Genomic DNA, 24,158 nt, shown 5'->3' with positions numbered 1-24,158 from the left:
GGCATCATGAGCGAACTCAACTACGTCGAACTTCCCGTCATTCGCTGGCTTTCGGGTCAAGGCTCCCCAGACCCCGCTGAAACAGGACTGGGATGGACGTACCGCAATGCCGCTGAAATGAACCGCTTCGATCGCCCCCTCGAAGACCCCCTCGTCGAAAAGCTTTTAGTCGAAGCCATCCTTCGCATTAACCCAGACGTCACCACCGAAGCCCAAGCAAAAATGGCGATTGCCACCTTGCGCAAAGCCATGGCGCACCCCGACAAACTCGCTGCCAATCGTGCCACCCTCGACCTGCTGCGAGACGGTGCCTCTGTAGACATCATCCCCGGCCGACCCGCCAAAACCGTTTGCTTCATCGAATTCGATCCTGCCCATCAAGACCGCAACGACTTCACCACGACCAACCAATATCGCGTTCAGGGCATCAAACAGTGCCGTGATGACACCGTGCTGCTCGTCAACGGTATCCCCCTCATCATTGCCGAATACAAAAGCTACCTCACCAGCGGCAAAGACTGGAAAGAAGGCGTGCATCAACTCCACCGCTATCAGCGTCAGGCTCCGCTGATGCTGGCTCCCAATCTGTTTTGTATTGCCGCCGATGAAGACGCCTTTCGCTACGGCACCCTTTTGTTTCACAACGCCAGTAAAAACGACATCGAGCAACACCTGGATAGCTGGGGACCCTGGCTGAGTCTGTACCCCGACCAAAAAGGATTTTGGAACACCCCCGAAGCCGACACCCCCGATGACCCTCTCGAAACGCCAGTCAAAGGATTGCTGCGGCTGGCTCCTTGCCACGTCCTGGATTTCCTTGAGCACTTTGTTGTGTTTGAAACCAAAAAAGGTAAAGTCACCAAAAAAATTGCCCGCTACCAACAGTTTGAAGCCGTTAACGATATTGTCGATCGCACCCTCTCCAACATCGGCAAGCCCGTCGCCCCCCAAGACCGCACAGGCTTAATTTGGCACACCCAAGGCTCTGGCAAGTCTCTGACCATGATCTTTGCCGCCTATAAACTGCGCAAACACCCCGCCCTCAACAACGCCACCGTACTGATTGTGGTAGACCGCCGAGACTTAAAAACCCAGCTTTCCGATGACTTTGATAGCTGCGACTACCCTAACGTGCAAAAAGCCCTGGGCGTAGAAGACCTAAAGCGCAAACTGCGCACCGACTGGCGCGGCACCGTCGTCACCACCGTCCAGTCCTTTCAAAACATGGGCGATCTAGAACCCCGCTCCCGTGACAACATCATCAGTCTTGTCGATGAATGCCACCGATCGCAAAAAGGGACAGGCAAAGGCAAAGAAGGCAGCTTTGCCATGACCATGCGAGTGAAGCTCCCCAATGCCTTCCGGTTTGGCCTGACGGGGACGCCCGTAGACCGCACAATGGTGAACACCCATCGCGACTTTGGCCCCATCCTGGATGGGCAACAGGAGCGCTATCTGAGCTACTACGGGAATCGCAGAGCCATTAAAGACGGGGCTACCCTAGAAATTCACTACATTCTGGACAAAGTACCCTTTGAGGTAAATCAAGAGGCGCTAAACGTCGGTTTTGAGCAAATGTGCGGGGAGATGGAAGTTGAGGACGAAGAAGCTAAAGACTTAATCCAGCGTAAAGAATCAAGCTGGAAAAACCTGGCGCGCTTGCCCAAACGCATTGATATTGTGACCAATAAAGTGTTAGAGCATTTCTTAACCCATCCTGACCCCAACGGCTTTAAAGCTCAACTGGTCGCGGTAGATCGCCTTGCTTGCTCTAAATATAAAGATGCCTTAGATGCAAAACTTAGCGCCCGTGGGCTGCCGCCGGAATGGTCGGCGGTCATCATCTCCGCTGGGCAAAATGACGACGCTGAGCTAGATCGGTTCAACTACTCCAAACAACAGTCCGATGAACTAATCGACTACTTCAAGCTAACGCCTGCGGAGTGGGAGCAGTGGAACCGCGATCTCCACGGCGATGACCGTAGCCAGTGGCGACCGCCGCTCAAGATTTTAATTGTCTGCGATCGCCTTCTCACGGGCTTCGATGCTCCAATTGAGCAAGTCATGTACCTCGACAAGCCATTGCGCGACCATAACCTACTCCAGGCGATCGCCCGCACTAATCGCCCACTCCCCAGCCTTAACAAACGAACTGGGCTAGTAGTCGATTACTTTGGCGTGTTTGAAAACTTAGAACGGGCACTTAACTTTGATGAAAATATCCGCGAAGAGTCTTTAATTGACTGGGATGTCTTAAAGTCCGCAGTCCCTGAAGAAGTGCAGCAATGTATGACCACCTTCGTAGGCATCGGGATTGAAGATACGCGAGATTGTCTGCTGGCAGCGCTAAGACGGCTGCAAGACCCTGAAACTGCTAGAACATTTGAGCAAAATTTCAAAAGTCTAGAACGGCTATGGGAAGCGATCGCCCCCGACCCTTGCTTATACGACCATCGGCATAGCTATAGCTGGCTGTGTAGCATCTACATTGCCCACCGCCGAAGACAGCGCGGCACTCAAGTAACCTACGGTGAGCTATCTGCCAAAACCCGTCAGTTAATCGAAGAAAATACTCGCTTTATTGCGATCGCCGAATCTCTACCTGTTTATAAAATTGATGCCAACCTCATCCCCAACCTAGAAAATTTTCCAACTCCGGCTGACAAAGCCGCTGCACTGGAGGCCATCCTGTCGCAGGAGCTGTCAGAAGATGACCCTAGCTTCATCTATCGACAGCTTGGCGAACGGTTACAGCAGCTAAAACAACGTAAAGACGCCAGCGATGAGGCCGCTGCTGCCTCCCTAAGAGACAAGTGCAATATTGCAGCCGAAATCATTCAAGTAAAAGAAGAACCCGAAAAGCTAAACCTTACCCAGCCTGGAGAATATGCTTTATTCACCGTACTGCGTGCCTATGCCAAGAGTAGCGATGAATCATACCTTGCCGAATCAGCACGAAAGATGGTTGACTATCTAAAATCCCATCAGCTTCTGGCGGCTGGGTGGAGCGATACACAAGGTGGACAGATGCGGGTTGAGCGATCTTTGCTAGCAGAATCTTGGAACCCAGCCTATGCTGACCTAGGCTTTAACCCAGATGATTCCAATCCGCCATTCTTAAAAACAGCGGTAGACGAACTTGCGAAAGGCGATCGGTGAGATTGATGACATGAAGCAAGCAACGTTAGAAACCATTGACTTAGGGGGGCGAAAGGTTGACTACCATCTAGTGCAGTCGAAAACGGCTCAAAAGCTTAAGGTGCGCGTAGGGCTTAGCGGCGTTGAAGTTGTGCAGCCCTTAAAGAGAGATACCCAAGAACTGGAAGCCTTTCTTGAACACAATCAGGGCTGGATTATCAATCAGTTAGATAGAGCAGAGCGCCTAAGCTCAATTCGTAAGCCACTCAAAACAACAGCAGGCGAGATCCTTTTTCGGGGGATTCCTACCCCTATACAGGTCGAAGAAAATTTCCAACGTAAAGGCACTAATAAAGTTGTTTTCGAGAACGGCACGCTCACTATTCTTTTGGGTGTAAAATCCCACACTTCGCCTATTAAAAGCCTTGAGAATTGGCTACGAAGGCAGGCTAAACAGGAAATCTCCCGTTTCTTAGAAACATTGACCCAGAAATTAGGAAAGTCCCCCAACAAAGTTTATGTCATGGCACAAAAAACAAAGTGGGGAAACTGCTCTTCGCTCAGCAATCTTTCCTTTAACTGGCGGCTGATTATGGCACCGGACTTTGTGCTCAAGTACCTGGTAACCCATGAAGCCGTTCATCTAGTCGTTCCCGATCATTCAAAACGATTTTGGCTGACGGTTCAAAGCCTTTGTCCAGAGATGGAGCGAGCCAAGCAGTGGCTTTGTGCAAACAGCGATCGCTTGATGACTGACATGCGTTAGAGCATAGGACTGATTTACGTTTGCAGCCGAGCCAGTAGAGGAGCAGCCCCTAAAAGCTTCTGAGTGTATGCATGTTGAGGATTGCGAAAGATAGATTCAGTTTCGCCAAGTTCCACGATTTGACCCCTGTGCATGACCGCAATGCGATCGCAGAAAAACCTTGCCACCCAAAGATCGTGGGTGATAAACAGATAAGTGAGTTCGAACTCGTCTTTCAGATCCTGCATCAGATCCAGCACCTGAGCCTGAATGCTGGCATCCAGCATGCTCACGGGTTCGTCGCAGATGATGAGCTTGGGATGGGTGATGAGGGCGCGGGCGATCGCAATGCGCTGGAGCTGACCGCCGGAGAGGTCGCTGGGGTAGCGATGGTAGTAGTCATTGGCGGGGGTCAGTCCGACTCGCTCGAAGAGCTTTTTAGCCCGAGCTTCGGCCTCTTGGGGCGTTGCCAGTTTGTGAATCAACAGCGGTTCGGCAATGCTTTGTCCCACCTTCATCATGGGGTTGAGGCAGGCTCTGGGGTCTTGGAAGATCATTTGCAGTTCGCGGCGGTAGGCGCGCATTTCCTGCTGGCTGAGCTGGGCGAGATCGATATTTTTGAAGATGACCCGCCCGCCCGTGGGTCGCACGAGCCGCAAAATCGTGCGAGAGAGGGTGCTTTTGCCGCAACCCGATTCCCCCACTAGCCCGAGGGTTTCTCCGGCAAAAATTTCTAAGTTGATGTCATCGACAGCGCGGATCGCGCTTTTAGAGCTTTTGGATAGCAGTCGTGCTAACAGGCTGCTGTCTAGATCGTAGTGCTGCTGGAGATTTTCCAGCTTCAGCAAAACCCCCTGGTTCGGGGACTGCGCCTGTGATTCGGGTTCGGCAACGGCTTCGGTTTGCAGGTGCAGGGCGGCTCTGAGCAAAGACTGGGTGTAGGGGTGCTCGGGCGACTGGAGAATTCGATCGGCGGGGCCGAGTTCTACTATCTTGCCCTGGTACATCACCGCCACGCGATCGCAATGTTCGCTCACCAGCGCGAGGTCGTGGGAAATCAAAATGAGTCCCATCTGCCGTTCCCGGCAGAGGCGCGTGAGTTCCTTCAGAATCTGGGCCGAAACTGTCACGTCTAGGCTGGTCGTGGGTTCGTCTGCCACGATCAGCTTCGGGTCGAGGAGGAGAGTCAGGGCGATCGCCACCCGCTGCCGCATGCCGCCGCTGAACTCGTGGGGATACTGCGCCCACCGATCCTCAGGAATATTGACGGAGGCCAAAGCTGCCAGTACGCGCTCCTTGGCTGCTCGGGCAGACAAATTAGGCCGATGCACCTTGAGCGTTTCCAAGCAGTGATCTTTAACGGTCATCAACGGGTTGAGCCGCGTCATTGGGTCCTGAAAAACGAGGCCAATGCACTCTCCCCGAAATTGGCGGAGTTCCTGGGGAGAGAGCGCTAAAACCGACTGCCCTGCAAACTCGATTTGGCCCTCTACCGTACTCTCCGACGGCAACAACCGCAACAGCGTCCGGCCAATAGTTGATTTGCCGCAGCCCGACTCTCCTACGAGTCCGATGCATTCCCCTGCCTTCAGAGAGAGGGAGACATCGTCTACTGCCCATTCGGAGCCGCGGGAGCCGCTGCCGGAATGATGGGGATAAGCCACGCGCAGGCGTTCGATTGAAAGAAGAACCTCGTCCATAGGGATGATGTCGCGAAGAGGTGAATCTTGAGCAGCAAATGAGATGTCAGTAGCCTACCACCCTACCGAACAAGTCGATTAACTGTATTTCTCGCTAAATTATAAAGAGAGCGATGCCACCGAGCAGAGCAAAAATTGCAATTGCTACCGTGATGTCAATGCTTTGTCCCTCACTGTTTCCAGAACCTTATGACTGTCAATCCATCCAACGCTGCTGCGATCGCCCCCAATCCGCTCCTGCTGGGTAAAGGCTTACCGCCCTTCGATCGAGTACGGCCAGAGCATGTCGTACCCGCCTTAACCCAGTTGCTAGCAGACTTAGAAACATCCTTAACCCAACTTGAAGCAACGGTTCGACCGACCTGGGAAGGGTTGGTGGAACCCCTCCAAGATATCGAGGAACGGCTGCGTTGGAGTTGGGGTATTGTCGGACACCTGATGGGCGTTCAAAACAGTCCTACCCTGCGCGAAGCCTACGAAACGATTCAGCCCAAAGTGGTGGAGTTTTACAATCGGTTCGGTCAGAGCCGTCCCCTTTACGATGCATTTAAGCGCATCCGCGATGGCGAGGGTTGGGTCGCACTAGAATCTGCCCAACAGCGCATCGTCGAAAGTGCTATCCGCAATGCCGAACTTTCAGGGGTGGGGCTAGAGGGCGATCGCAAGGAACGCTTCAATGCCATTCAGCTCGAACTGGCAAACTTGACCACGCAATTTTCCAACCACGTCCTCGATGCGACCAAAGCCTTTAGTTTGACCTTGCAGGATAAGGACGACGTTGCCGGACTGCCCGCTAGTCTTTTGGCCTTTGCCGCCCAAAGCGCTCGCGAAGCCGGAAGCCCAGAAGCTACTCCAGAGGCAGGTCCGTGGCGGATCACCCTCGATTTTCCCAGCTTTGGCCCGTTTATGCAGCACAGCTCGCGCCGAGATTTACGGGAAAAACTCTATCGCGCGTTCATCAGCCGCGCCGCATCGGGTGAATACGATAATTCTCAGATTATCGAGCGCATCCTCGCGCTACGGCAGGAAGAGGCTGAGCTACTGGGCTACAAAACCTTTGCAGAAGTAAGTCTGGCGAGCAAAATGGCTCCCACGGTCGATTCTGTCGAAGCGCTTTTGGAGGCATTGCGCCAGCCCAGCTATCGGGCCGCTCAGCAGGAACTAGAGGAACTGAAGGCATTTGCAGCGTCTAGGAATGCCCCGGAAGGATCCGATCTCAAGCATTGGGACACCAGCTTTTGGGCAGAGCGCCTGCGAGAGGAACGATACTCCCTCAATGATGAAGAGCTACGGCCCTATTTCCCGCTGCCTCAGGTGCTCGAGGGATTGTTCGGCTTGGTCCATCGCATCTTTGGCATTACCGTCACGCCTGCCGACGGGGAGGCTCCGGTCTGGAACCCAGACGTGCGCTACTTTCAAATTGCCAACGATCAAGGGGATGCGATCGCCCATTTTTACCTGGACCCTTACAGCCGACCTGCCGAAAAACGCGGCGGGGCTTGGATGGATGACTGCATCGGTCGGGCGAAGGTTGGCGGAACCTTAAGAACGCCTGTGGCCTATCTGGTCTGCAATCAAACCCCGCCCGTGGACGGCAAACCCAGCCTCATGACGTTCCGGGAAGTGGAAACCCTCTTTCACGAGTTCGGACACGGCCTGCACCACATGCTCACCCGCGTCGATTTTGCAGGGGCTGCGGGGATTAACAATGTCGAATGGGATGCCGTGGAGCTGCCCAGTCAGTTTATGGAAAACTGGTGTTACGACCGAGCCACTTTGTTTGGCATGGCCCGTCATTACGAGACGGGCGCGCCTTTACCGGAGAAATACTACCAGCGATTGTTGGCAGCTCGCACCTACATGAGCGGGAGCGCGACGCTTCGTCAGGTTTATTTTTCGACAATGGATATCGAACTGCACCATCGCTACCAGCCGGGCGGCAGCGAGACGATCCAACAACTGCGCGATCGCATTGCCCAGACTGCCACCGTACTCAAACCGCTGCCGGAAGATGCATTTCTGTGTTCGTTCGGGCATATTTTTGCGGGGGGGTACTCGGCGGGTTACTACAGCTATAAATGGGCAGAGGTCCTCAGTGCTGACGCCTTTGCGGCCTTTGAAGAAGCCGGGCTAGATAACGATGCGGCAGTCATCGAAACGGGACGCCGTTTCCGCGAGACCGTTTTGGCCCTTGGCGGCAGCAAGCACCCCATGGAGGTATTTAAGGCTTTTCGCGGTCGCGAACCCAATACGGAAGCGCTCCTGCGTCACAGCGGTTTACTGCAAGCGGCTTGATTGGTTCGCAAGCGGTCGCAGCGGTTGCGGGTTCGCGGCTGCGATCGAGCAAAGCGAGGCGCTGTTTTAACAACTGTTTTGCTACCGCAAGCACTGACAGGTACTCCTTTGCCGTTCTAGGTGCCAACTGCATTAAAACTGGATTGTTGAAAATCGACCTTCTGAAGTTTCGAATAACTTCGGAAGGTTTTCCATAATACGATATTCCCAGCCAATGGACACATCCCGACTCGAACGGGAGACCCCCACGATGTCAACGTGGTGCTTTGCATCCTTGAAATGCTTACGGGCCATAGATTTCGGCGCTCAAGAAAAACGCTTGCGGGAAAATCGCGGGAAAACCCCTAGATTACGGGCTGTAGTATCCCTGCATTGGGGTCAGTTTGGTTGCTGGCCAAAGAGACGATCGAGGATGCGACGGTTCTCAGTTTGCAGTCCTTTAACTTCAGCCTGCATTTCTTCAATAACCCTAAAGGTTTGAAGCTGTACATCGGTCATGCGCTCTACGGCAAGCGCAATTGTTTCTGTTCTCTGATTGAGTTGATTCATACCCGAAACCAACTGGTTTACTGTATCGGCAGTCTGAACCACCGTGTCAGCAAGTTTATCCAGCCGTTCATCTGTCCATCTTTCGGTCATGACTCACCTCCCTTCATCAATTCCCGCTGTGCCGCTTCGGTGATGACCCGGCGTAGCCATTCCGTACGGTTGGGCACTGTGGCGATCGCCTCGGAAACGACAGCCGGAACTCTAGCCCCAACTTTCTCCATGGGCCGCCCATCATCCTCTAGTGCTGGCAGGGGAATATCGCTTTGGGGCTGCTGCAACGCGCTTGTAACAGGGCTTTCAAGCCTAGTGAAATACTCATCCACAGCATCTCGGATGAGGGTTGAATATTCTGGAATTGACCTTAGCTTTGCATCCACAGACCCCCGGAACCGGATCGCGATCGCCTGCTTTGACAGTGGGTCGTCTGGATATTTGGGCCGATACATTGCCGCCCTGAATTTATCGGGGATGACTGGATTAGGGTTAGACATACTTTAGTCAAAAAGATAATATGCTTCGTATTGTATGGCATATCGCTAGGTATTGCACGGCATTAGTTTAACTGATTGGACGTGGGGCAACCAATCAAGAAGTTAAATATTTGATTGCTTACAATACAAGGCTTTTAGGGCAACATAGAGATATGGAAGCGATGCACTTCATTCCGTTTCCCGCCTCTACATTCACTCAAAGGATTTCCAATGTACGAACTCGCCGCCACATTACAGACCGCTCAAGTCATCGACCGCATTCTGACCGCTGCCGCCCAAGCTGAAGCCGCCATCTACCGGGCGGACGATTGGTATCAGTCCCATATTGTCCCAACTGTTGAACAAGTGGCGATCGCCGCATTCATCGCATTCGTTCGGGGGGCATACCTGACCTTCATCGCTGGCCAAGACACTCGCGAATGGTTCGATGCTTGGTTTGCTCGGTATTGCCTCGATGCAGTCCCAGCCGTTGAAACCCTTTTGATAGAGGAACCGATTCTGATGATTGAAGCGCCAAAGACCCGCATTGCTGGGCTGCTTATGCCAGTAGCACCAACCGTAATCGAGCTGCCGGAGAAAGTGGCTGAAGTAAAGCCAGCACGTCAGCGCAAGCCTAAGACCGAGACTAAGGGTAAGCCTTCGCCCAAAAGCCGTAAACCTGCTGGGATTGCCCCCAGAAAGAAGCCCACGCTCTATCAGGGCATCCCCATTGATTAACTCAGTCCCCAGGGCATTGGAACCAGATTCCAAACCCTGGGAAAACACACCCAGTCCCTTGCCTACGACCTAAAGGAGAAAGACAAAAATGGCATCAAGGTTTCTGAAAAACACAGTTTTTGTTGCCCCGGTTTCTGTAGGTACCTCTGGCGATCGGATTCTGCTCGCAACGGGGACTAGGAAGGGAGACTTACTGGTCAAAGTTAAGGGTTTCCCAGAGGTACCTTTCGAGTCTTTCCTTGCTCATACTCATGGTGGTCGCGGCTGGCAACTGAACGTTTCACTGATTAAATCCCTACTCCCAGAACCCATTGTCATTCCCAACCAATCCAGGTTTCCAGGTGCTCAATGGCGCAAGTATCCAGTCAGCATTGGGGATGTGGCTGGGCAGACACTGTATTTGTTGGGTGTAGATGTGGATGGAGAGCCGTTGGTGTCCAGGGATGGCTATTTTGCCGTAGAGCTTTACTCACTGCTGAAGTTTGCCCAAGCGACCGTTGACTACAAATTACCTAAAAACTTACTGCGGTAGAGTTTTGCTACTCAGTATGTCTGAGCCGCGCCTGAACAATCTTCTGGGTCAGTTCAATATCTGCGAGTGCTGCAAACACAGCCACTACAGCGGTCACGTCATCCGCTTTGGATGGGTTCATCTCAGTCGCTGCCCTGTAAAAAAACTGAACAATCGCAGACATCGCTATAGGCATATCTTCCAGCCATTTTTCAGTCTGCTTTTCTCGGTATTCTTGCATCAAATTGCGTAATTTTTCATCGTTTTCGAGTCTGTCGCGCCAATTGCAGATGGTCCGAAGGCTAATATCCCACTTGTCAGCAGCTTTGCGATCGCCCATCATCACAGCGTCACAGAGCACCATTGCCGCTCGTTCATGGTTGAACTCTCTCGCCATCAAACCCCTGTCCTATAAAATATGCCCGTCCTCGGTTGCTTCGATTGTGCCGTACTGCTTCAAAGTGGCGATCACCGCCTGGACTTTCTGAAATTCCCTTACGGTCTAGGGACTGCCCTGAGCGATAAGTTCCAATCCAAGGAGAATGTTAGTCATTCGGGGGGCAACCTAAAGATATCGCTACAGACACAACTATCATGACCGCAAAACCTCCGAAAAAGATGACTCAGCGCGAAGCAAGATTAGCGTTGATCGGCCTATGCATTTCTATGCCGATTGTCTTCATGGGCTGCCAACAAATCTTTAAAGGCGAACCGCCGATGACGGCCTACCAAAGCCTTAAGTACGAGCAATGCATGAAAGAAAAGCAATCTCTATTCAAACAAAGCTGGATCGATGCCGATATGCATTGCGCATTTTGGAAGACGGCCAAGCTTTAGCCCGCTAACCTTGAGCGGGCATTGAACCCACTTTCTGAATGACTGCCAGCACTGGGGTTGCCCCCCGAATGATTTCGGCTAATGCTGCCAGGTCTAGCACTTTTCCACAGGTGGGGAAAGGCTGAGCGGTTATGGTGCCGTCGTTGAGTATGGCGATCGCGCTTGAGCTGGTTGATTTTCTCTTCTGAAATAGGCACGGGACAATTCTCCTTATTTGTGGGTTAGGGACTGGGTAACGACATCTGCATCAGTGCTGTTGCGATGGGTACGGTTTGCTTTATACCCGGCGTACATCTGCAAAGCATTTCGGGCACCGATAAGCCCCTTCATGTAGTAGGGGCCGCGATTAATTTGGGCCAGCAGCTTCAGGCATTCCTGGTAGAGCTGCCCTCGTTGGTCGCATTCATGACTTGAGCGGTATCGATTTGATTGTTCAGTCATATTTTCCCCTTCAAAAATCCCGTTCCTTATGTTTTGCGGTGGTAGGTGTAGTAGAGGTGGTAGGGCTATATGGGGAGAGACTTTCACGCCTACCACCTTGTTTTTGGTAGGTGGTAGAGGTGGTAGGATTTTTGCTTAGTGGTGCAGAAAACTCAAAGGAGCTGAAAGCTTTAGAAGACAGTCACCTTGGCAAACTCAATGCGAGTGTTCATCGCATCTCGCTTCTTGAGAGAGGCATAAGCAGGTGGTGGATTACATCGTGGCAAATATCTCAAGGGTGGCAGCGGTAATCTTTGATAGCACAACTGATTAATCCGTCTTAGCCCGATTTGCAGAAAACTCAATCCCCTGTGAGCATGCCAATCAATGGACTTTAGTGCGCCTTGAGCGATCGTTTCAATGGCAACGCAAATGGCAATAATGGTCGCAGCCGCCAGTAACATCAGCAGTCGGCTTAAAGCATGGGCATCTCTGAGTTTAGAACGAGGCAGTTCAAAGGCGGCAGACTTGTAATCCTTGAAATGGGGTTCAATGCCACCAAAACGTTGACCATATAGCGCGAAGGTTTGCACAGAAGGCGATTTATCTGTAATCACAGCCCAAGCCTCCTGGGCGATGGATAATCGAGCGGTCGCCAAATGACAGTGGATATCTTCAAGAATCGTGACATCAGAAAATAGAAAAGCTTGTTCAGGCTCTGGCAGCAGGTCAGCAACCGACTCGGTTTGAGCATTAGACAACGTGACCCTCAAATCGGATTTAGCGCGAATTGCCCAAGACCATTGATGGCTCCGTAGCCAACGAATTAACTCACCATGCTCAAAGCCTCGGTCAGCCAATAGTGTGATTTGACAATCAGCGGGTAAGACCGTCTCAGCCACATCCAGCACTGAGCAATAGTCCGCAAAAGCGACCGTAGCACTGCCATGCTTGAGCACCTTTTGAGCCAAAGGAAAAGAGCGCCCTCCCCAGGTCAGACAGACCTCTATCAGGCAATACTCATCCCACAGCATGCTTGTATCCAGGGTCAATGTCGTCGCCATGCCCGCCCACGCTTGAAGAAATTGAAGCAGTAATGGAACATAGAATGTTTCTGAGGTGATCTTGGGATTATGAACGAAGTAGCTCAGTCGTTCCATGTGAGAGCGGGCTTTACAACGACGATGACTCAAATAAGTCAGCCAATGGCTTAAGCTGCCACTTTGGGCTTGGAGGATTGCAGCGATGTTTTCAGCAAACACAGTAAGGTGACGTTTATCTTTGGGTGTGACCCATTGACTCAGTTGAGTTTGCAGTTGACGATAGAGTTGAGGGGTTGACATAGGATTGCTCTGAGTTTGGGAACTTAAGCATCACATTGAATGCCCCTCTCTGTCACCTTTGACAGATTTGAATATTGCCTGCTGGTAAGGTCTTCATGACTTTTCTGCACCATCAAGGGATTTTTGATTTCCTACCACCTCTAAACCAAGGTGGTAGGGAGGTGGTAGGCGTGAAAGCTATGCTCAGCAACGGTCTACCACGCCTACCACCTCTACCACCGCAAAACAGGGTCAAAGGGAAAATCAATCGAAAAAATGTGCAAAAACGTAGCATCGTTTTTTGCCTCCTTCAACCCAAACTTGATGGCTATTTTTTCCATCGGATCCAGGCGGTTTTAGCCAGCCCCGCCGCTGTAGCTCTGCAATCAATGCAGAGCGATTCACTCCTTGGCAGAATTCAGCGTTGAAAACGCTCGTAGGAATCAGATGCTCGGTTTCCTGTGGCACTAAGCCTTTCTTTCGATATGCCAGCAGGTTTCTGACGATCTGGTTGTCAGAACCTCCCAGGTCATAGATGCGATCGCCATGTTGATTTGTGACCAGCAGGTGTTCGATATGCTCAAGCGCTCGGTTCAAATCTTGAGAGCCTGTCCCGCCCCGCCCTTCAATCCAGGCATTGAAAACCGACTGCACGGCTCGCTTGATTTCGTCTAGGTCAATGGGCAGAATGCCGAAGTGGGAAGCGACGGATGCGCCAATGTAGGCGATCGCGAATCGGTTCGCAGCCCTGCCAATGGTTGAATCGGCGACCTCTGGGGTGAGTTCCTTGGCAAATTCCCTGAGACGGGCCTGAAGCTTCTCTCGGTATTCCGGTGGGGCATCAATTAACTTCTGAATATAGGTATCGAAGGCAGTGCCGTAATATTGCCGTGAGTTCGATTCAAGGTGTTCTGCAAATTCCTTTGATGTTTTACGCTTGCCAATGTCCTCAAACACTCCATAGTCAGGGTGGGCGATCGCCGGAATGTCGATGATCCGCACCTCTTGACCAGCTTTAACGGGCATTCCCGCTTCATGCAGTTTTTGGGTCAGCCCTACTTCAGTCGAGGACAAAAACAGCAGTTTCCAGCGTCTTTCATTGATGGCAGCCCCGTTGCGGTTCGCTCGGATTTTTCCGGTGCCATTGGCCAACATATAGGCGCTGGTGCCGATGGTCTTTGCATCGCCGTTACCCATCTCATCCAGATACAGCATCAAATGGTTGTAGCTCCAGGCGATACCCTCAAGGCCGTTTGCTGTAGCGTGCCACGAATGCTTCAGCCGTTCGGGATGACCAAAGACCGATGCAGCGACTAAACAGGCCGTGGTTTTGCCCTTGGAGCTTTCCCCCACGAAGTTGAAGCCGCCGCCCTCAAGGTCTAGCCATTCGGTCAGTGCAGCACCGAAGGCCACACCGAAACCGAAAATCAGTCTTGAATTGCCGATCGCGTGAGCCGCTACGTTTACCTGCCAGTCCTCAAGGGTGCCTTTGCACTCGAAGGCTGAATCATTTGGGGGTTCGACGGTACGGAACCGCAAAAACTCATCCCCATAGGTTCGGTTGTCCAGCAGGAATGAGCCTTTGACCCATCCGGTGCGATCGCTAAGCCGATATTTATCACTGAGGTCTGAACCCAAGCTTTGAAGGTAATCAAGCAGTTTTGCTTTTTTAGAGCGCTTGAACTGGTAGCCGCGATTCATCAGCTCTCTAAGCGGTTCGTTCCCTTCCCCGGCCAATAGACCGCGCTCCATAGTCCAGCGTCGGATATTGCCTTCATAATCCAGGAACTCTAAATGGATGCCCGCACGGTCAGCGGTAATGGTGTCAACTTTGGCGATCGCCTTGAGGTGATGACCGATGGGGGTTCGATCCTCTTTGATGCCGTCCTCAGTTGTTCGGATACTGACAAAACTCAACCCATGTTCAATGGATGACTCAAAGCGATGGGTTGATTCAGTTTCGCTTTTGGGTTTGCTACTGACCCGCTGGGGTTCAACTGCCGCCAGGACGCGATCGCGGATCTGCTCGATCGATAATCCTTCGATTTTGAGGGCGTCAATCCAGTCGGCAACGTCCCAACCGCCATCCTTAGATAGAGCCTTCCATGATGGGCTGTCTGGGAAGGCATAGAGCCATTGGGCATCAGGGTAGTCTTTTGCGACTTCAAGCGCATACTTCATTCCGCTGGTGTCGCGGTCTGGACAGATGACCAGTGTTGCCCCCCGAAAGATCTGAGCATAATCCCCGTATTTGCGATAGCCAGCGCTGCCACCGATGGAGGTTGTTGCGCTCAGCCCAATGGATTCAAGGGCTTCAACGCAGGGTTCGCCCTCTACCCAAAAGATGGGTTCACATGCGGCGATCGCCTCTTTAACCGCTGCCCAGTTGAAAGGCATGACAGCCCGTTTTGCCTCTTCCTTAGAGGCTTTGGTGGCTTCCGTCGCCTTGGCCTGCCATTGCCCATCAAGACGGTATTCCTGCCAGATTTTACGCTTGCCTAACCCGTCATCAGTTCGCCTGGTCTGGATGAGGGGATTCCCCTCGCTATCTGTGTATTGCCATGTTCGGTCTGACTGCGGACGGGTTGACTTTGGCGGGTTGAGCGGTGCGATCGCATTCCGAATATCAGCCGGGTTACACCCGCCGCTCCAACACTGATAAGCGCCTGAGTCTTTGCTGATGGTTAGGTTATTGCCTTTGCAGACCGGGCAGATACAGCGATGCTCGGTCGAGGTTTCTTTATGAGGTGTAAGCTTGGCTAGGTGTTCGCGAATATCGAAGGTCACTGGCGCACCCCCTCGAATTCTTGAGCGATGTACCACAGCCATCGGTCAACTTCAAGGGAAGCTTGATGGTTCCAGGGCATGTCCAGAAAGGTTTCTAGACGTTGCGGCATTTGTGGGTTAAGATTAACCCAGAGTTTTAGTTTCATTTCGGAACCCCCTTAAGCCGCTTTACCGGATTGGCTTTTGGGGGTTTTGTTTTTGGCCTGATTGCTTGGCAGACTCGCTAAATACAGCTCACAGGCTCGAATATGAGCAACCGGATCGTTCATATTCGCCATCCAGTCAGCCACTAAATCTAGGTTGTAGATGCGATCGCCTGAAGGGTCGGTGACAAAATGCAGGTTTTCGCGCCACACGCCTTCACGGATGAGGCTTTGGATTTTTGATTTGCCGTAAGGACAGATGGGCTTAAGAGCCGCTTTCTTGCCACGTCGCCAGAATTGATTGACCATAATGGAAACCTCGCTATTTATAGTTGGTTGGGGTTTAACCGTTGGCACCTCCAAATCTCTGCGGCCTGGAAACTACGGAGAGGGGGTGCTAATGGTTTTTGGTTGGTTGGGGGATGCTAAATAAGGCTTTTGGGGTTTTCAGGATTATTGCCTAGAAAAACTGGAAAAATTTAAAAGCCGTTTTAAGACTGAAACCCTTACGAGGAAGGCATTTCAAAATCAAATTTTTGGGTCTCGGTATTGTGAGCCTCTTTTTTACGAATCTCGCTTACAGATTTTCCCTGTCGAATTATTTTGCCCTTGTACCGAAGCTTGCCTTGAGAGTCGTCAATCCGAGCAACGACCGTCATCCGAGCGCGAACGACAGGCGTAAAATAGCTTCTGCAAAACTGATTTGACTCCTCCGCAACTTTTTGAGCGACATTCAGTATTTGCCAGGTATGCGGATAATGTTCAGCACCGAAAGGGTTTATCTCTTGCGCCTGAATTTGACGATTTTGCCGCTTCCACATAGCGATCGCATCTTCCTTCCCGTTAATACCCTCGATTTCATATTCAGTCAACGAAAAATTGCACATTAACAACGCTTTTTCCTTAATTAGTGCGAGCAAGGCTATAACCGGATGAGGGTGCGGGCGTGGTAAAAAGCCCAGAGTGTGCAGTCTCTCTAGCATCGTTAGAGTTTTGCGCCATAGTTCAACTTCAGGATCGACGACCTTTGTCCATTTGCGATTAAGTTCCTTCATCTTGAACCTTGAATTAATCTCCTTTTGGATGAATCTGGCAATCACTAGCCTTCGATAATTAAATTCGTCTCTCTCCGACTTCGGCATCTCCCAATCGGAATCTTCGTCATAGAGAAATCTCAAGACATCGAGTAACCCGGCCTTATCGTCTTGTTGAAATGCCGCAAGGTCATACGCTATGAATTCACTGTCATTTGTTGGTTTCATCATCAAAACTCCACGAAAAGACTCTGTTTGGCGATCGCATGGGCATAGGTGCTCAGCAGCACCCGCTTATCATGTCCAGCCTGTTCCGCTAAATCCATCGGATTTGCGCCGCTGGCTAGGGCGTGGCTAATGGCACTGTGCCGGACACAATAAGGACGGCGGTATTCGATATGGCATTGCTCAAGAATGGTTTTCCAGGCTCGATTTCTGAAGTTGTGGTCATCAATGGGTAAACCCTTCGGACTGGGAAACACCAGGTCATCTGGCATGGGCTGTAACCTTTTCTGGCGATCGCCCAACATCTTCGCCACCATCGGGCTAAGCATCACCGTCCGAGCCTTCCCCGTCTTAGTGCTTTTGCGATGTCCACGGCTCACGCTCTCCCCTATCCAGACGGTTTGAAAATCATCTGCAACATGCTTCCATTGCAGTCCGGCGGCTTCGCCAAATCGACACCCAACCCCAAACAGGAAAACCACAAAATCAGCATAATGCTGGTAGTGGGGAGAGCTGCGGAAGGCTCCGAGAATGGCCTTGACTTCAGCAGCAGTGAAGGGTTTCACCTTCTGCGATGGCTGGGGTTTGATTCTTTGAACCTGGACTGTCCATGGATTCAGCTCAGCGACGTGATAGCGCCCTTGCGCCCAGTCCCAGCAGGCCGCAAGCATCCACAAGCGCTCTTTCGCCGACCTTGCCGTCAGTCGCTCCAGCAGCAGAGCCGCATAGTTGCCAGCAGTGCGATCGCTCACCTGATGGGCAGGAATATTCAGCCGTTGCTCAAGACAAGATTGGATGGGCTGATACCGTCGCCTTGAACCTGGTGCCAACCCTTTCGTTTTGAACTGATGCTCAGTGAACCGCCTAAACAACTCAGGGCAGCTCACCCCGGCAGGGTTAGACCCCACCGCATTGGGACGGTACTTCAGCAGCGTAGAGTCAAACTGCCCTGAAACCATGTCCAGCTCTATTCGGCTGGCGATGCCCTGAACATAGGCCCGGTTCGTTTTGGTGTCCATTAGCCCGGTACTGAACTGATGCTTTTTGCCCTGGTGGACGATTCTGATCCTCAATCGTGAGCGATCGCGCTCAACATAAACTCTCATACGGGTTTCACTCGCAATCCGTTACGGGAACATTGCGGGAAACTTACGGTACTTAAAAGCCCTAAACAGCCTATCCTCGTGGATGCCTATTCAGCAAAAAGCGACCTGTGAAGTTTCCCTTGAAACCCCGCAAGCCTTATCAATTAATGGTTCCCCAACCAATGGACACATCCCGACTCGAACGGGAGACCCCCACGATGTCAACGTGGTGCTCTAACCAACTGAGCTATGCGTCCGCAGAACTCTAAACTACCATAGGCTTCGCGAAGTTGCAAACCAGAATCGCGCCATTTTGAGCGGGGTTTGAACTCACGGCGATATTCGGTAGGGCTGGGTTTTGTGAATGCCGAAGTCCGATTGTTAGCGTTGCTATCGGGGTTGGCGATCGCAAATTGACCGTAATGGTCTTTAGGGTTAGGGCGATCGCAACGCACCAAAAATCTGCACTTCAGCGGCCTCAGCTCGATCTGCACGCGCTCAACTCAGTATCTTAAGACTCAAGTTCAAGCGCATTAAATGGGTCGTGTTGCTCATTCAAGAGCCTCGGCGTACAAGGCAGATGTACATCATTCGCTAATCCTCGGCTCAACGCTTCTGAATCAAGGCTTTCAAGAATTGTGAGAATTTTAGTAATTACTCAGGTCAGGAGTACAGGGATAGTTGGGTTCCCCCCAAAGAACTGTTTCAGCCGATCCAAAATATTCTGTTCCTGCTTTTTGAGCGTAGAAATATAGCCCCGAATGCGACAGAAGAATTGTCCACCCGGCAATGAGCGGAAACCACCAGAGATCTTCTGCTTGAGCTTCATCATTCGTAAATCCCGTTCCGCCTGATTGTTGTCAAAGGGCACCTCAAAGTCAACCATGAACCTCAAGACCTCAGTTTGCTGGTTTTGCAGACGGTCGAGTAAGTTTTTGGCAGGACTCTGTTTGGGACGACCTCTGGACTTTGGCGGATCTGAGGGGACGGGAGGATTTGTATCAAACCCTTCGTTGAGAATGACCTGATAGCGGACCTCAAAAGCGTTCAATACGTCTGGGTCTAGAGACTGGAGTCCTTGAGCCTTCGATTAAAATGATTGAACGACCTTCTAAAACTTGTAAGATTCGATTTAATCTCCGATGCCTTAAGTCTGCAACATCCCAAGGAGATTCAGTTAAAAAATGATGTAATGACTGAGAATTATCTAATCCAGCAACTTTCGCAATTCTAGGCAGTGTTTTGCACTTCAGCTCTGAAAGTATTCCCAAATGCAGAGCCTTAAAATTTTCAAAACTTCTTACTCCTGAAAATAGGTTTTGGTAGTACGCACAATAAACGTCGATAAAGTTAACTGTTGGTTTGGGGTCTCTAGGCGCTGTCATAGCCCCTCCCTAGTTTCAGCCTTTATTCCTATTTTACTCCGGCGAAAGTGACAAAAGAGAAGTATATCTATCTTTGGTGAAAATTATTTTTTTGATAATCCTTTAGCTATTTCAACAGGGACTTTCAATCTTATCAATGTATTTAAACCAATAGAATCACCACTGAATATCTCAGACCATCTATCTTCTATTTTTTTAAGTAACATTTCTGAAGAAGAACCTGCTTAGTAACTATATCTCAATGCCACTGAAATAAGCTAAATCAATTTACTAGAGCAGCTTTGAGAACAGCACGAGGTTTATTCATTCGCGCAAATGGCTTTGGCCTACGTTTTAGCACTCTGGGTTCAGACCGAAAAACTCTCAAAGGCAGCAAGTCCTTTGCTACAACCTCCATTAGAACTCGATACAAATTTTGCTGTATCTTTTGCGTTGTAATTGCCAACAACCCTATTGTTTGTAGGAACTGCTGTCGAGTTCCCTGCAACGACAGTCGAGATAGGGCTTGTTCTGAGGATTGCGCTGTCTGGAGCATGACGGTTCGCAAGAGATTGTAGGCCAATAGATGTGCCCAGAGGTCTTTGCGCACCATTTGCGGGGTTTTGGCGCTGAGCATCTCCATACCCAAGGTGGTTTTGAGATGTCGTAAATTAACCTCAGCCGCCTGCCATCTCAGACCGTAGAGTTGACCTAACTGCTTGGCACTATAGCGTTTGGCATCGAGTAAAGTCGTGACAATAATGATTCGTAGGTCTCGAAAACCTGGACGACGGATTAGGATAGACACCTCGCGAACATCTAAAAACTTTGGCAACTGGCTAAAGTCTTCCTCACTCATGTGTTGAGGAGGTTTGGAAGGTTTATGCCATCGAACAGCATGGTCTCCAATACCCAGCTTCTGACCTCGACGAAAATCGCTATGACGGGCATGATGCTTACGAAACACCCCATCAGCGCCCTGGGCTTGGACTAAGGCCAGATCTGTAAAAGTTCCATAAGCTCGGTCGCCGAGCCCTACATCCCCAGGCACTAAGTCCGCATACAGCAGACGACTCAATTCCAGCTCACTGGTCTTAAAACAGCTCACGCAAGCCGACACAACCGCACCTGTCATTAAGGAGAAGACCACCACAAGCTTGGCGATGGGAAATCCACACCCTGGCTTTTGGTTACTGTGTTGAGGATAATCGGCTTGGTTGGCAGGCGTATCGCTCATCAGCACTGTGGTACCGTCATAGACCCGCACCCGAAGTCCACACCATTGTTCGGTCGAGGGAATCGTTTGTTCTAACGACTCCGCCGTATCGGGAATCAGACGCTGCAAGACGCTTTCGCTCAATCGTTGACGGGCTTTACTATAGGCTCCAGTATCAGGGGAGGGGCTGTCTCCGCCTGCCGCTCCCACCCAAGCCGTAATCCGTTTGACGGCATTGCTGAGGCTTTTATCCGGGTCTAAAACTTGAGACAGGAGTGCCCATAGCGTCACAATCGGCGTATACACACAGTTTCGATACTGAATATTTTCTTCTACTAAAATTTCTTCAATCCGCGACGCTGGCAATATCTTCAACCAAGGTAATCCAATACTCTGATTGAACTGCTGCTTGAGAATTTCGGCACGATTCAGCATAAGATAAGGAGGTATTATTTTGGTCTGTAAGGCTATGATGCTTCTAAATCATGCCTTGCAGATTTTTTTGTCTCCTTATTTCAGTGGCATTGAACTATATCTGGCTAATGCATAATTCTCGATTACTACTATATTAGTAACTTTTGGCCATGCGCTAGGATTATCAGATTTCTTTTCTGTTTGTAGTACTGCATCTTTAACTTGCTGTTCTGGAGTGAGAACCGTTGGCGCAGTCTCACGGGTGCCGTTCCTATAGAAGTCGCAAGAAATCAAAGATAAAATCACAACAAAACTAGTTATTCTTGTTATTGATTTTTGACAATTGAATAGATAACTCATAAAAAGATCGAGGATGTCAGCCCATAGAGGAAGTTAACCCATGGCAATTAATTAACCTTCTAATTTTTTTCGCCAGTCTAAATCCAGAGTGCATTCCATAGCGCATAATAGGGACGAAGTTTAAAGCAATAGCTCGTGAAGCTTCAAGCTTTCTTGTTTTTGATGCTCGTCGCAGGTTCGCTCGGGCTGGGATTCTCGATTCGCGATCGCCTCAACCAAAAGACCCACGCCCATCTCGTCCTGGCCGGAGATACGGTCGCGCTTCCGTTTGAGGATTACGGGGGACATATCTACGTGCAAGGTAAGATCGACGGGGTCCCTACAAAAGATCTGATTTTAGACAGCGGAGCCGCCGATCTATTTATCAGCGAATCTAAGGCTAAAGCACTGCAACTTCAACCCCAGGGCAAAGCGATGATTCCCGGACGAACAGAGACCATCGCAACGGTCAAGGTTTCCAACCTAGCACTGCAATTGGGCCCGTTAATCTTGAACGATCGCACTTCCGTCGTGATTCCCCAAGCTGAAACCCTGGGTCTAGAGCAATACTTTGGCCGCCGCATTAGCGGCATTGTAGGCTACGAGCTATTCGAGCAGCTCGTGGTGGAACTGGACTATTCGCGCAGAACGCTGCGGTTGTTTCGGCCCAAAACCTATCGCTATCGAGGCAACGGCCAGCGCATTCCCATGACCGTCACGGGCGATCGCCCCTACATCGATGCCACCATCGTCCCCCACGGCTATCCGGCCCTTCCAGGAAAACTCATGATCGACCTCGGCAGCAATGCGGCCCTTTCGCTAACGGCTGCTTGCGGCCTAGACCGACGGCTGATTGCGGCGGCCCCGCGCACCCTCAAGCGCAACCTTGCCACCATTCAAGGCTCGGATGAAATTGTGATGGGACGGTTGCGACGAGTGCAAATCGGACCCCTTCAAATCGATCGGCCCACGGCGATTTTTGGCGCAACGAGGACAGGAGAATGCGATCGCCTCACCGGGAAAATTGGCTATCAAGTTTTACGGCAATTTAAGGTAATTTTAGATTACCCTCATCGACAGCTCATTCTAGAGCCCAATACAGGTAACCCGCCACCCCCCGACAACCACGACCTGAGCGGACTGTGGCTGAAGGCAACTGGCCCGCAACTCAAAGATTATCGCGTTGGTGCAGTCTCTCCAGACACGCCCGCATTCTCCGCAGGCGTGCGAGTCGGAGATCGGGTCGTGCGAGTTAACAACATAGAAACATCGGAGCTGACGCTGGTTCAAATTCGCCAGCAATTGAGCCAAGCCGGGCAGACTGCGAGCTTAGTCCTGCAACGGAAGACGGAGCGAATTCCGGTTCGACTGAGACTCCAACCCTCGATCTAAGCGGACAGACGCAAGGGTTCTCGATCGATCGTGGATTCTACTAACTCAGAGACAGACCTTTCCGTCAGAGAACCGACGAGAAGACGGCGATACAAATCGCTCAACTGAGCCGCAACGCCCGTCCAGCTAAAGTTTTGCCGCACCCAAGTCGTCGCTCGATCTTTAGCTTGAGTGGACCACCGCGCTTGAGTCAGAACCTGCTCTATGGCCGTTGCAAAACCCTGCACGTCCTGAGGCAGCGCCAGCAAACCCGTTTCGTTCGGAACGACCGTAAACTTCAGCCCGCCGACATCGGAAGCAATAACAGGAGTACCGCAGGCCATGGCTTCGATCGCCACCAGCCCAAACGGTTCGTAGTGGCTCGGGATAACGCAAACATCGGCAGCCGTGTAGTACAGCGGCAAACGGTCGTGACCCACCTGCCCCGCAAACGTGGTGCGTTCTGCAATACCCAACTCGGCAACCAGCGCTTCGATGCGCGATCGTTCTTCGGCATCGGCCTGTCCGATCTGGCACCCGCCCACGATCGCGAGCCGAAGCTGAGATTTAAGCGAGTCTTCCGAGCGCTCGTACAATGCGGCAAAAGCGCGCACCAAGGTTTCAATGCCCTTGCGCGGGTCGAATCGGCCTACGTACAGCACTACTTTTTGGCCCGCATCGAACCCCAAACTCGCTCTAGCATCTAACTGAGGCATCCGGTGAAATGTCTCCACGTCAGTGCCGCAAGGAATCACTTCGACGTAGCCGCCGCGCGAAACCAGCGATCGCAGGTGCTCTCGTTCTTGGGGGCTGGTCGCAACCACGCAGTCTGCCCGTTCGAGAATTTGTCGTTCTGTCGCAAGGCGGGTATCGGCAACGGGCGGACGCGCGAGGTTTTGGTACTTCACCGCACCTAAGGAGTGGTAAGTATGCACGAGCTGAATATTGCTCGCCTGCTTGAGCTGCAGCCCGACCCAACCAGACATCCAGTAATTGCTGTGGAAGAGGGGATAGTTACCGCTATCTTTAGCTTGGAATTTAAGGAGCGCGTCTGCAAAATCCGGCATGTATTGAAAAAGGAGATCGCGGGGGACGAATTGCTCTGGCCCGGCCTTAAGGCGAATGGTGCGACAATGAGGCCCGTGCTGCACGATCGCTGCATCGGTCGCTCGCGTTTTGCGCGTAAACATATCCACCTGCCACCCCAACCGAGCCAGGGCTTCGCCGACTTGACGAACGTAGACGTTTTGGCCGCCAGCTTCTTCGCACCCGATATCGGCAGCCGGATCGCCGTGTTCGGAAATCAACGCGATCGACTGACGCAACGGAACTGAGCGCCGAGGGGTTACAAAGGAAGAAGATTTTGACTGCGGACTTTCAAACTTGGGACTGCGAACGATCGATGTCTTCTGCATAACATGAGGTTCCATTGCTTCACTTTGATTCGTTTCACTT

Annotated in this window: 23 protein-coding genes and 1 tRNA gene; 7 read left to right on the top strand and 17 right to left on the bottom strand. The window is 51.4% G+C overall.

Translation table 11 applies throughout. From position 1 onward, the window contains the following. The first annotated feature begins 6 nt into the window (after positions 1 to 6). Together R6H26_RS06255 and R6H26_RS06250 are read left to right on the top strand one after the other, a co-directional pair. Positions 7 to 3,159 carry a type I restriction endonuclease subunit R gene (locus R6H26_RS06255; RefSeq protein WP_404789281.1) on the top strand — a complete coding sequence of 1,051 codons (3,153 nt, stop codon included), beginning with the start codon at positions 7 to 9 and terminating at the stop codon, positions 3,157 to 3,159. Between the two features lie 10 nt (positions 3,160 to 3,169). After that, complete coding sequence (locus R6H26_RS06250) at positions 3,170 to 3,904, top strand: M48 family metallopeptidase (protein ID WP_404789279.1); 735 nt, start codon at positions 3,170 to 3,172, stop codon at positions 3,902 to 3,904. A gap of 14 nt (positions 3,905 to 3,918) precedes the next feature. Here R6H26_RS06250 and R6H26_RS06245 read toward each other — a convergent pair whose 3' ends face one another. Further along, entirely contained in the window at positions 3,919 to 5,583 is a 1,665-nt protein-coding gene (locus R6H26_RS06245; protein WP_404789278.1) for a dipeptide ABC transporter ATP-binding protein, read from the bottom strand. 189 nt (positions 5,584 to 5,772) lie between these two features. Between R6H26_RS06245 and R6H26_RS06240 the strand changes: the two genes are divergently transcribed. Continuing rightward, positions 5,773 to 7,878, top strand: coding sequence for a M3 family metallopeptidase (locus R6H26_RS06240; RefSeq protein WP_404789277.1), 2,106 nt, complete (start codon positions 5,773 to 5,775; stop codon positions 7,876 to 7,878). A gap of 378 nt (positions 7,879 to 8,256) precedes the next feature. On the opposite strand, the gene R6H26_RS06235 is transcribed toward R6H26_RS06240, so the two are convergent. Then, the gene (locus tag R6H26_RS06235) at positions 8,257 to 8,517 is read right to left on the bottom strand and encodes a hypothetical protein (protein ID WP_404789275.1); all 261 of its coding nucleotides are present in this window, start codon (positions 8,515 to 8,517) and stop codon (positions 8,257 to 8,259) included. Further along, a complete protein-coding gene (locus R6H26_RS06230) occupies positions 8,514 to 8,918 on the bottom strand; it encodes a hypothetical protein (RefSeq protein ID WP_404789273.1) in 405 nt (134 codons plus the stop codon). Before R6H26_RS06230 ends, R6H26_RS06235 begins: the two co-directional genes overlap by 4 nt. A gap of 210 nt (positions 8,919 to 9,128) precedes the next feature. On the opposite strand from R6H26_RS06230, the gene R6H26_RS06225 reads away from it, so the two are divergent. Then, positions 9,129 to 9,635: a hypothetical protein gene (locus tag R6H26_RS06225; RefSeq protein WP_404789272.1), complete on the top strand. Its 507-nt coding sequence runs from the start codon at positions 9,129 to 9,131 to the stop codon at positions 9,633 to 9,635. A gap of 88 nt (positions 9,636 to 9,723) precedes the next feature. Next, a complete protein-coding gene (locus R6H26_RS06220; RefSeq protein WP_404789270.1) occupies positions 9,724 to 10,167 on the top strand; it encodes a hypothetical protein in 444 nt (147 codons plus the stop codon). A gap of 7 nt (positions 10,168 to 10,174) precedes the next feature. Here R6H26_RS06220 and R6H26_RS06215 read toward each other — a convergent pair whose 3' ends face one another. After that, a complete protein-coding gene (locus tag R6H26_RS06215; protein ID WP_404789268.1) occupies positions 10,175 to 10,543 on the bottom strand; it encodes a hypothetical protein in 369 nt (122 codons plus the stop codon). Positions 10,544 to 10,740: 197 nt separating this feature from the next. On the opposite strand from R6H26_RS06215, the gene R6H26_RS06210 reads away from it, so the two are divergent. Further along, the gene (locus R6H26_RS06210) at positions 10,741 to 10,983 is read left to right on the top strand and encodes a hypothetical protein (RefSeq protein ID WP_404789266.1); all 243 of its coding nucleotides are present in this window, start codon (positions 10,741 to 10,743) and stop codon (positions 10,981 to 10,983) included. Here the strand turns inward: R6H26_RS06210 and R6H26_RS06205 are convergent. From R6H26_RS06205 to R6H26_RS06150, 12 genes are all read right to left on the bottom strand, one after another. Beyond that, on the bottom strand, positions 10,980 to 11,180 hold the full coding sequence (locus R6H26_RS06205) for a hypothetical protein (protein ID WP_404789265.1): 201 nt from the start codon (positions 11,178 to 11,180) through the stop codon (positions 10,980 to 10,982). The two genes, R6H26_RS06210 and R6H26_RS06205, sit on opposite strands and share 4 nt — an antisense overlap. Positions 11,181 to 11,193: 13 nt before the next feature. Next, positions 11,194 to 11,424 (bottom strand): hypothetical protein, encoded by a 231-nt coding sequence (locus tag R6H26_RS06200; RefSeq protein ID WP_404789263.1) that lies wholly within the window; start codon positions 11,422 to 11,424, stop codon positions 11,194 to 11,196. Positions 11,425 to 11,594: 170 nt separating this feature from the next. Continuing rightward, the gene (locus tag R6H26_RS06195; RefSeq protein WP_404783408.1) at positions 11,595 to 12,746 is read right to left on the bottom strand and encodes a transposase; all 1,152 of its coding nucleotides are present in this window, start codon (positions 12,744 to 12,746) and stop codon (positions 11,595 to 11,597) included. A gap of 243 nt (positions 12,747 to 12,989) precedes the next feature. Further along, the gene (locus R6H26_RS06190) at positions 12,990 to 15,512 is read right to left on the bottom strand and encodes a DUF927 domain-containing protein (RefSeq protein WP_404789262.1); all 2,523 of its coding nucleotides are present in this window, start codon (positions 15,510 to 15,512) and stop codon (positions 12,990 to 12,992) included. Next, entirely contained in the window at positions 15,509 to 15,658 is a 150-nt protein-coding gene (locus R6H26_RS06185) for a hypothetical protein (RefSeq protein WP_404789260.1), read from the bottom strand. Before R6H26_RS06185 ends, R6H26_RS06190 begins: the two co-directional genes overlap by 4 nt. Before the next feature lie 12 nt (positions 15,659 to 15,670). Continuing rightward, entirely contained in the window at positions 15,671 to 15,964 is a 294-nt protein-coding gene (locus R6H26_RS06180) for a hypothetical protein (protein WP_404789259.1), read from the bottom strand. Between the two features lie 197 nt (positions 15,965 to 16,161). Further along, positions 16,162 to 16,920, bottom strand: a complete 759-nt coding sequence (locus tag R6H26_RS06175) for a hypothetical protein (RefSeq protein WP_404789257.1) — start codon at positions 16,918 to 16,920, stop codon at positions 16,162 to 16,164. Beyond that, positions 16,920 to 18,020: a tyrosine-type recombinase/integrase gene (locus R6H26_RS06170; RefSeq protein ID WP_404789255.1), complete on the bottom strand. Its 1,101-nt coding sequence runs from the start codon at positions 18,018 to 18,020 to the stop codon at positions 16,920 to 16,922. The genes R6H26_RS06175 and R6H26_RS06170 overlap by 1 nt, the downstream gene beginning before the upstream one ends. Before the next feature lie 162 nt (positions 18,021 to 18,182). After that, positions 18,183 to 18,256 (bottom strand) — tRNA-Val (locus R6H26_RS06165). Positions 18,257 to 18,657: 401 nt separating this feature from the next. Further along, complete coding sequence (locus tag R6H26_RS06160) at positions 18,658 to 19,050, bottom strand: transposase (protein ID WP_404789253.1); 393 nt, start codon at positions 19,048 to 19,050, stop codon at positions 18,658 to 18,660. Beyond that, on the bottom strand, positions 19,037 to 19,384 hold the full coding sequence (locus tag R6H26_RS06155; RefSeq protein ID WP_404789251.1) for a transposase: 348 nt from the start codon (positions 19,382 to 19,384) through the stop codon (positions 19,037 to 19,039). The genes R6H26_RS06160 and R6H26_RS06155 overlap by 14 nt, the downstream gene beginning before the upstream one ends. Before the next feature lie 262 nt (positions 19,385 to 19,646). Beyond that, the gene (locus R6H26_RS06150; RefSeq protein WP_404783463.1) at positions 19,647 to 21,014 is read right to left on the bottom strand and encodes an IS4 family transposase; all 1,368 of its coding nucleotides are present in this window, start codon (positions 21,012 to 21,014) and stop codon (positions 19,647 to 19,649) included. Positions 21,015 to 21,488: 474 nt separating this feature from the next. Here R6H26_RS06150 and R6H26_RS06145 point away from each other — a divergent pair, with 474 nt between their 5' ends. Beyond that, positions 21,489 to 22,724: an aspartyl protease family protein gene (locus R6H26_RS06145; RefSeq protein ID WP_404789249.1), complete on the top strand. Its 1,236-nt coding sequence runs from the start codon at positions 21,489 to 21,491 to the stop codon at positions 22,722 to 22,724. Here R6H26_RS06145 and R6H26_RS06140 read toward each other — a convergent pair. Beyond that, entirely contained in the window at positions 22,721 to 24,118 is a 1,398-nt protein-coding gene (locus tag R6H26_RS06140; protein ID WP_404789248.1) for a glycosyltransferase family 4 protein, read from the bottom strand. The genes R6H26_RS06145 and R6H26_RS06140 overlap by 4 nt on opposite strands. Positions 24,119 to 24,158 lie beyond the last annotated feature (40 nt).

This window comes from Altericista sp. CCNU0014 (assembly GCF_044923475.1).
Classification (GTDB): domain Bacteria; phylum Cyanobacteriota; class Cyanobacteriia; order Thermosynechococcales; family Thermosynechococcaceae; genus JAAURS01.
Note: the sequence above shows the minus strand (reverse complement) of the source record. Positions and strands in the feature narration are given on the sequence as shown.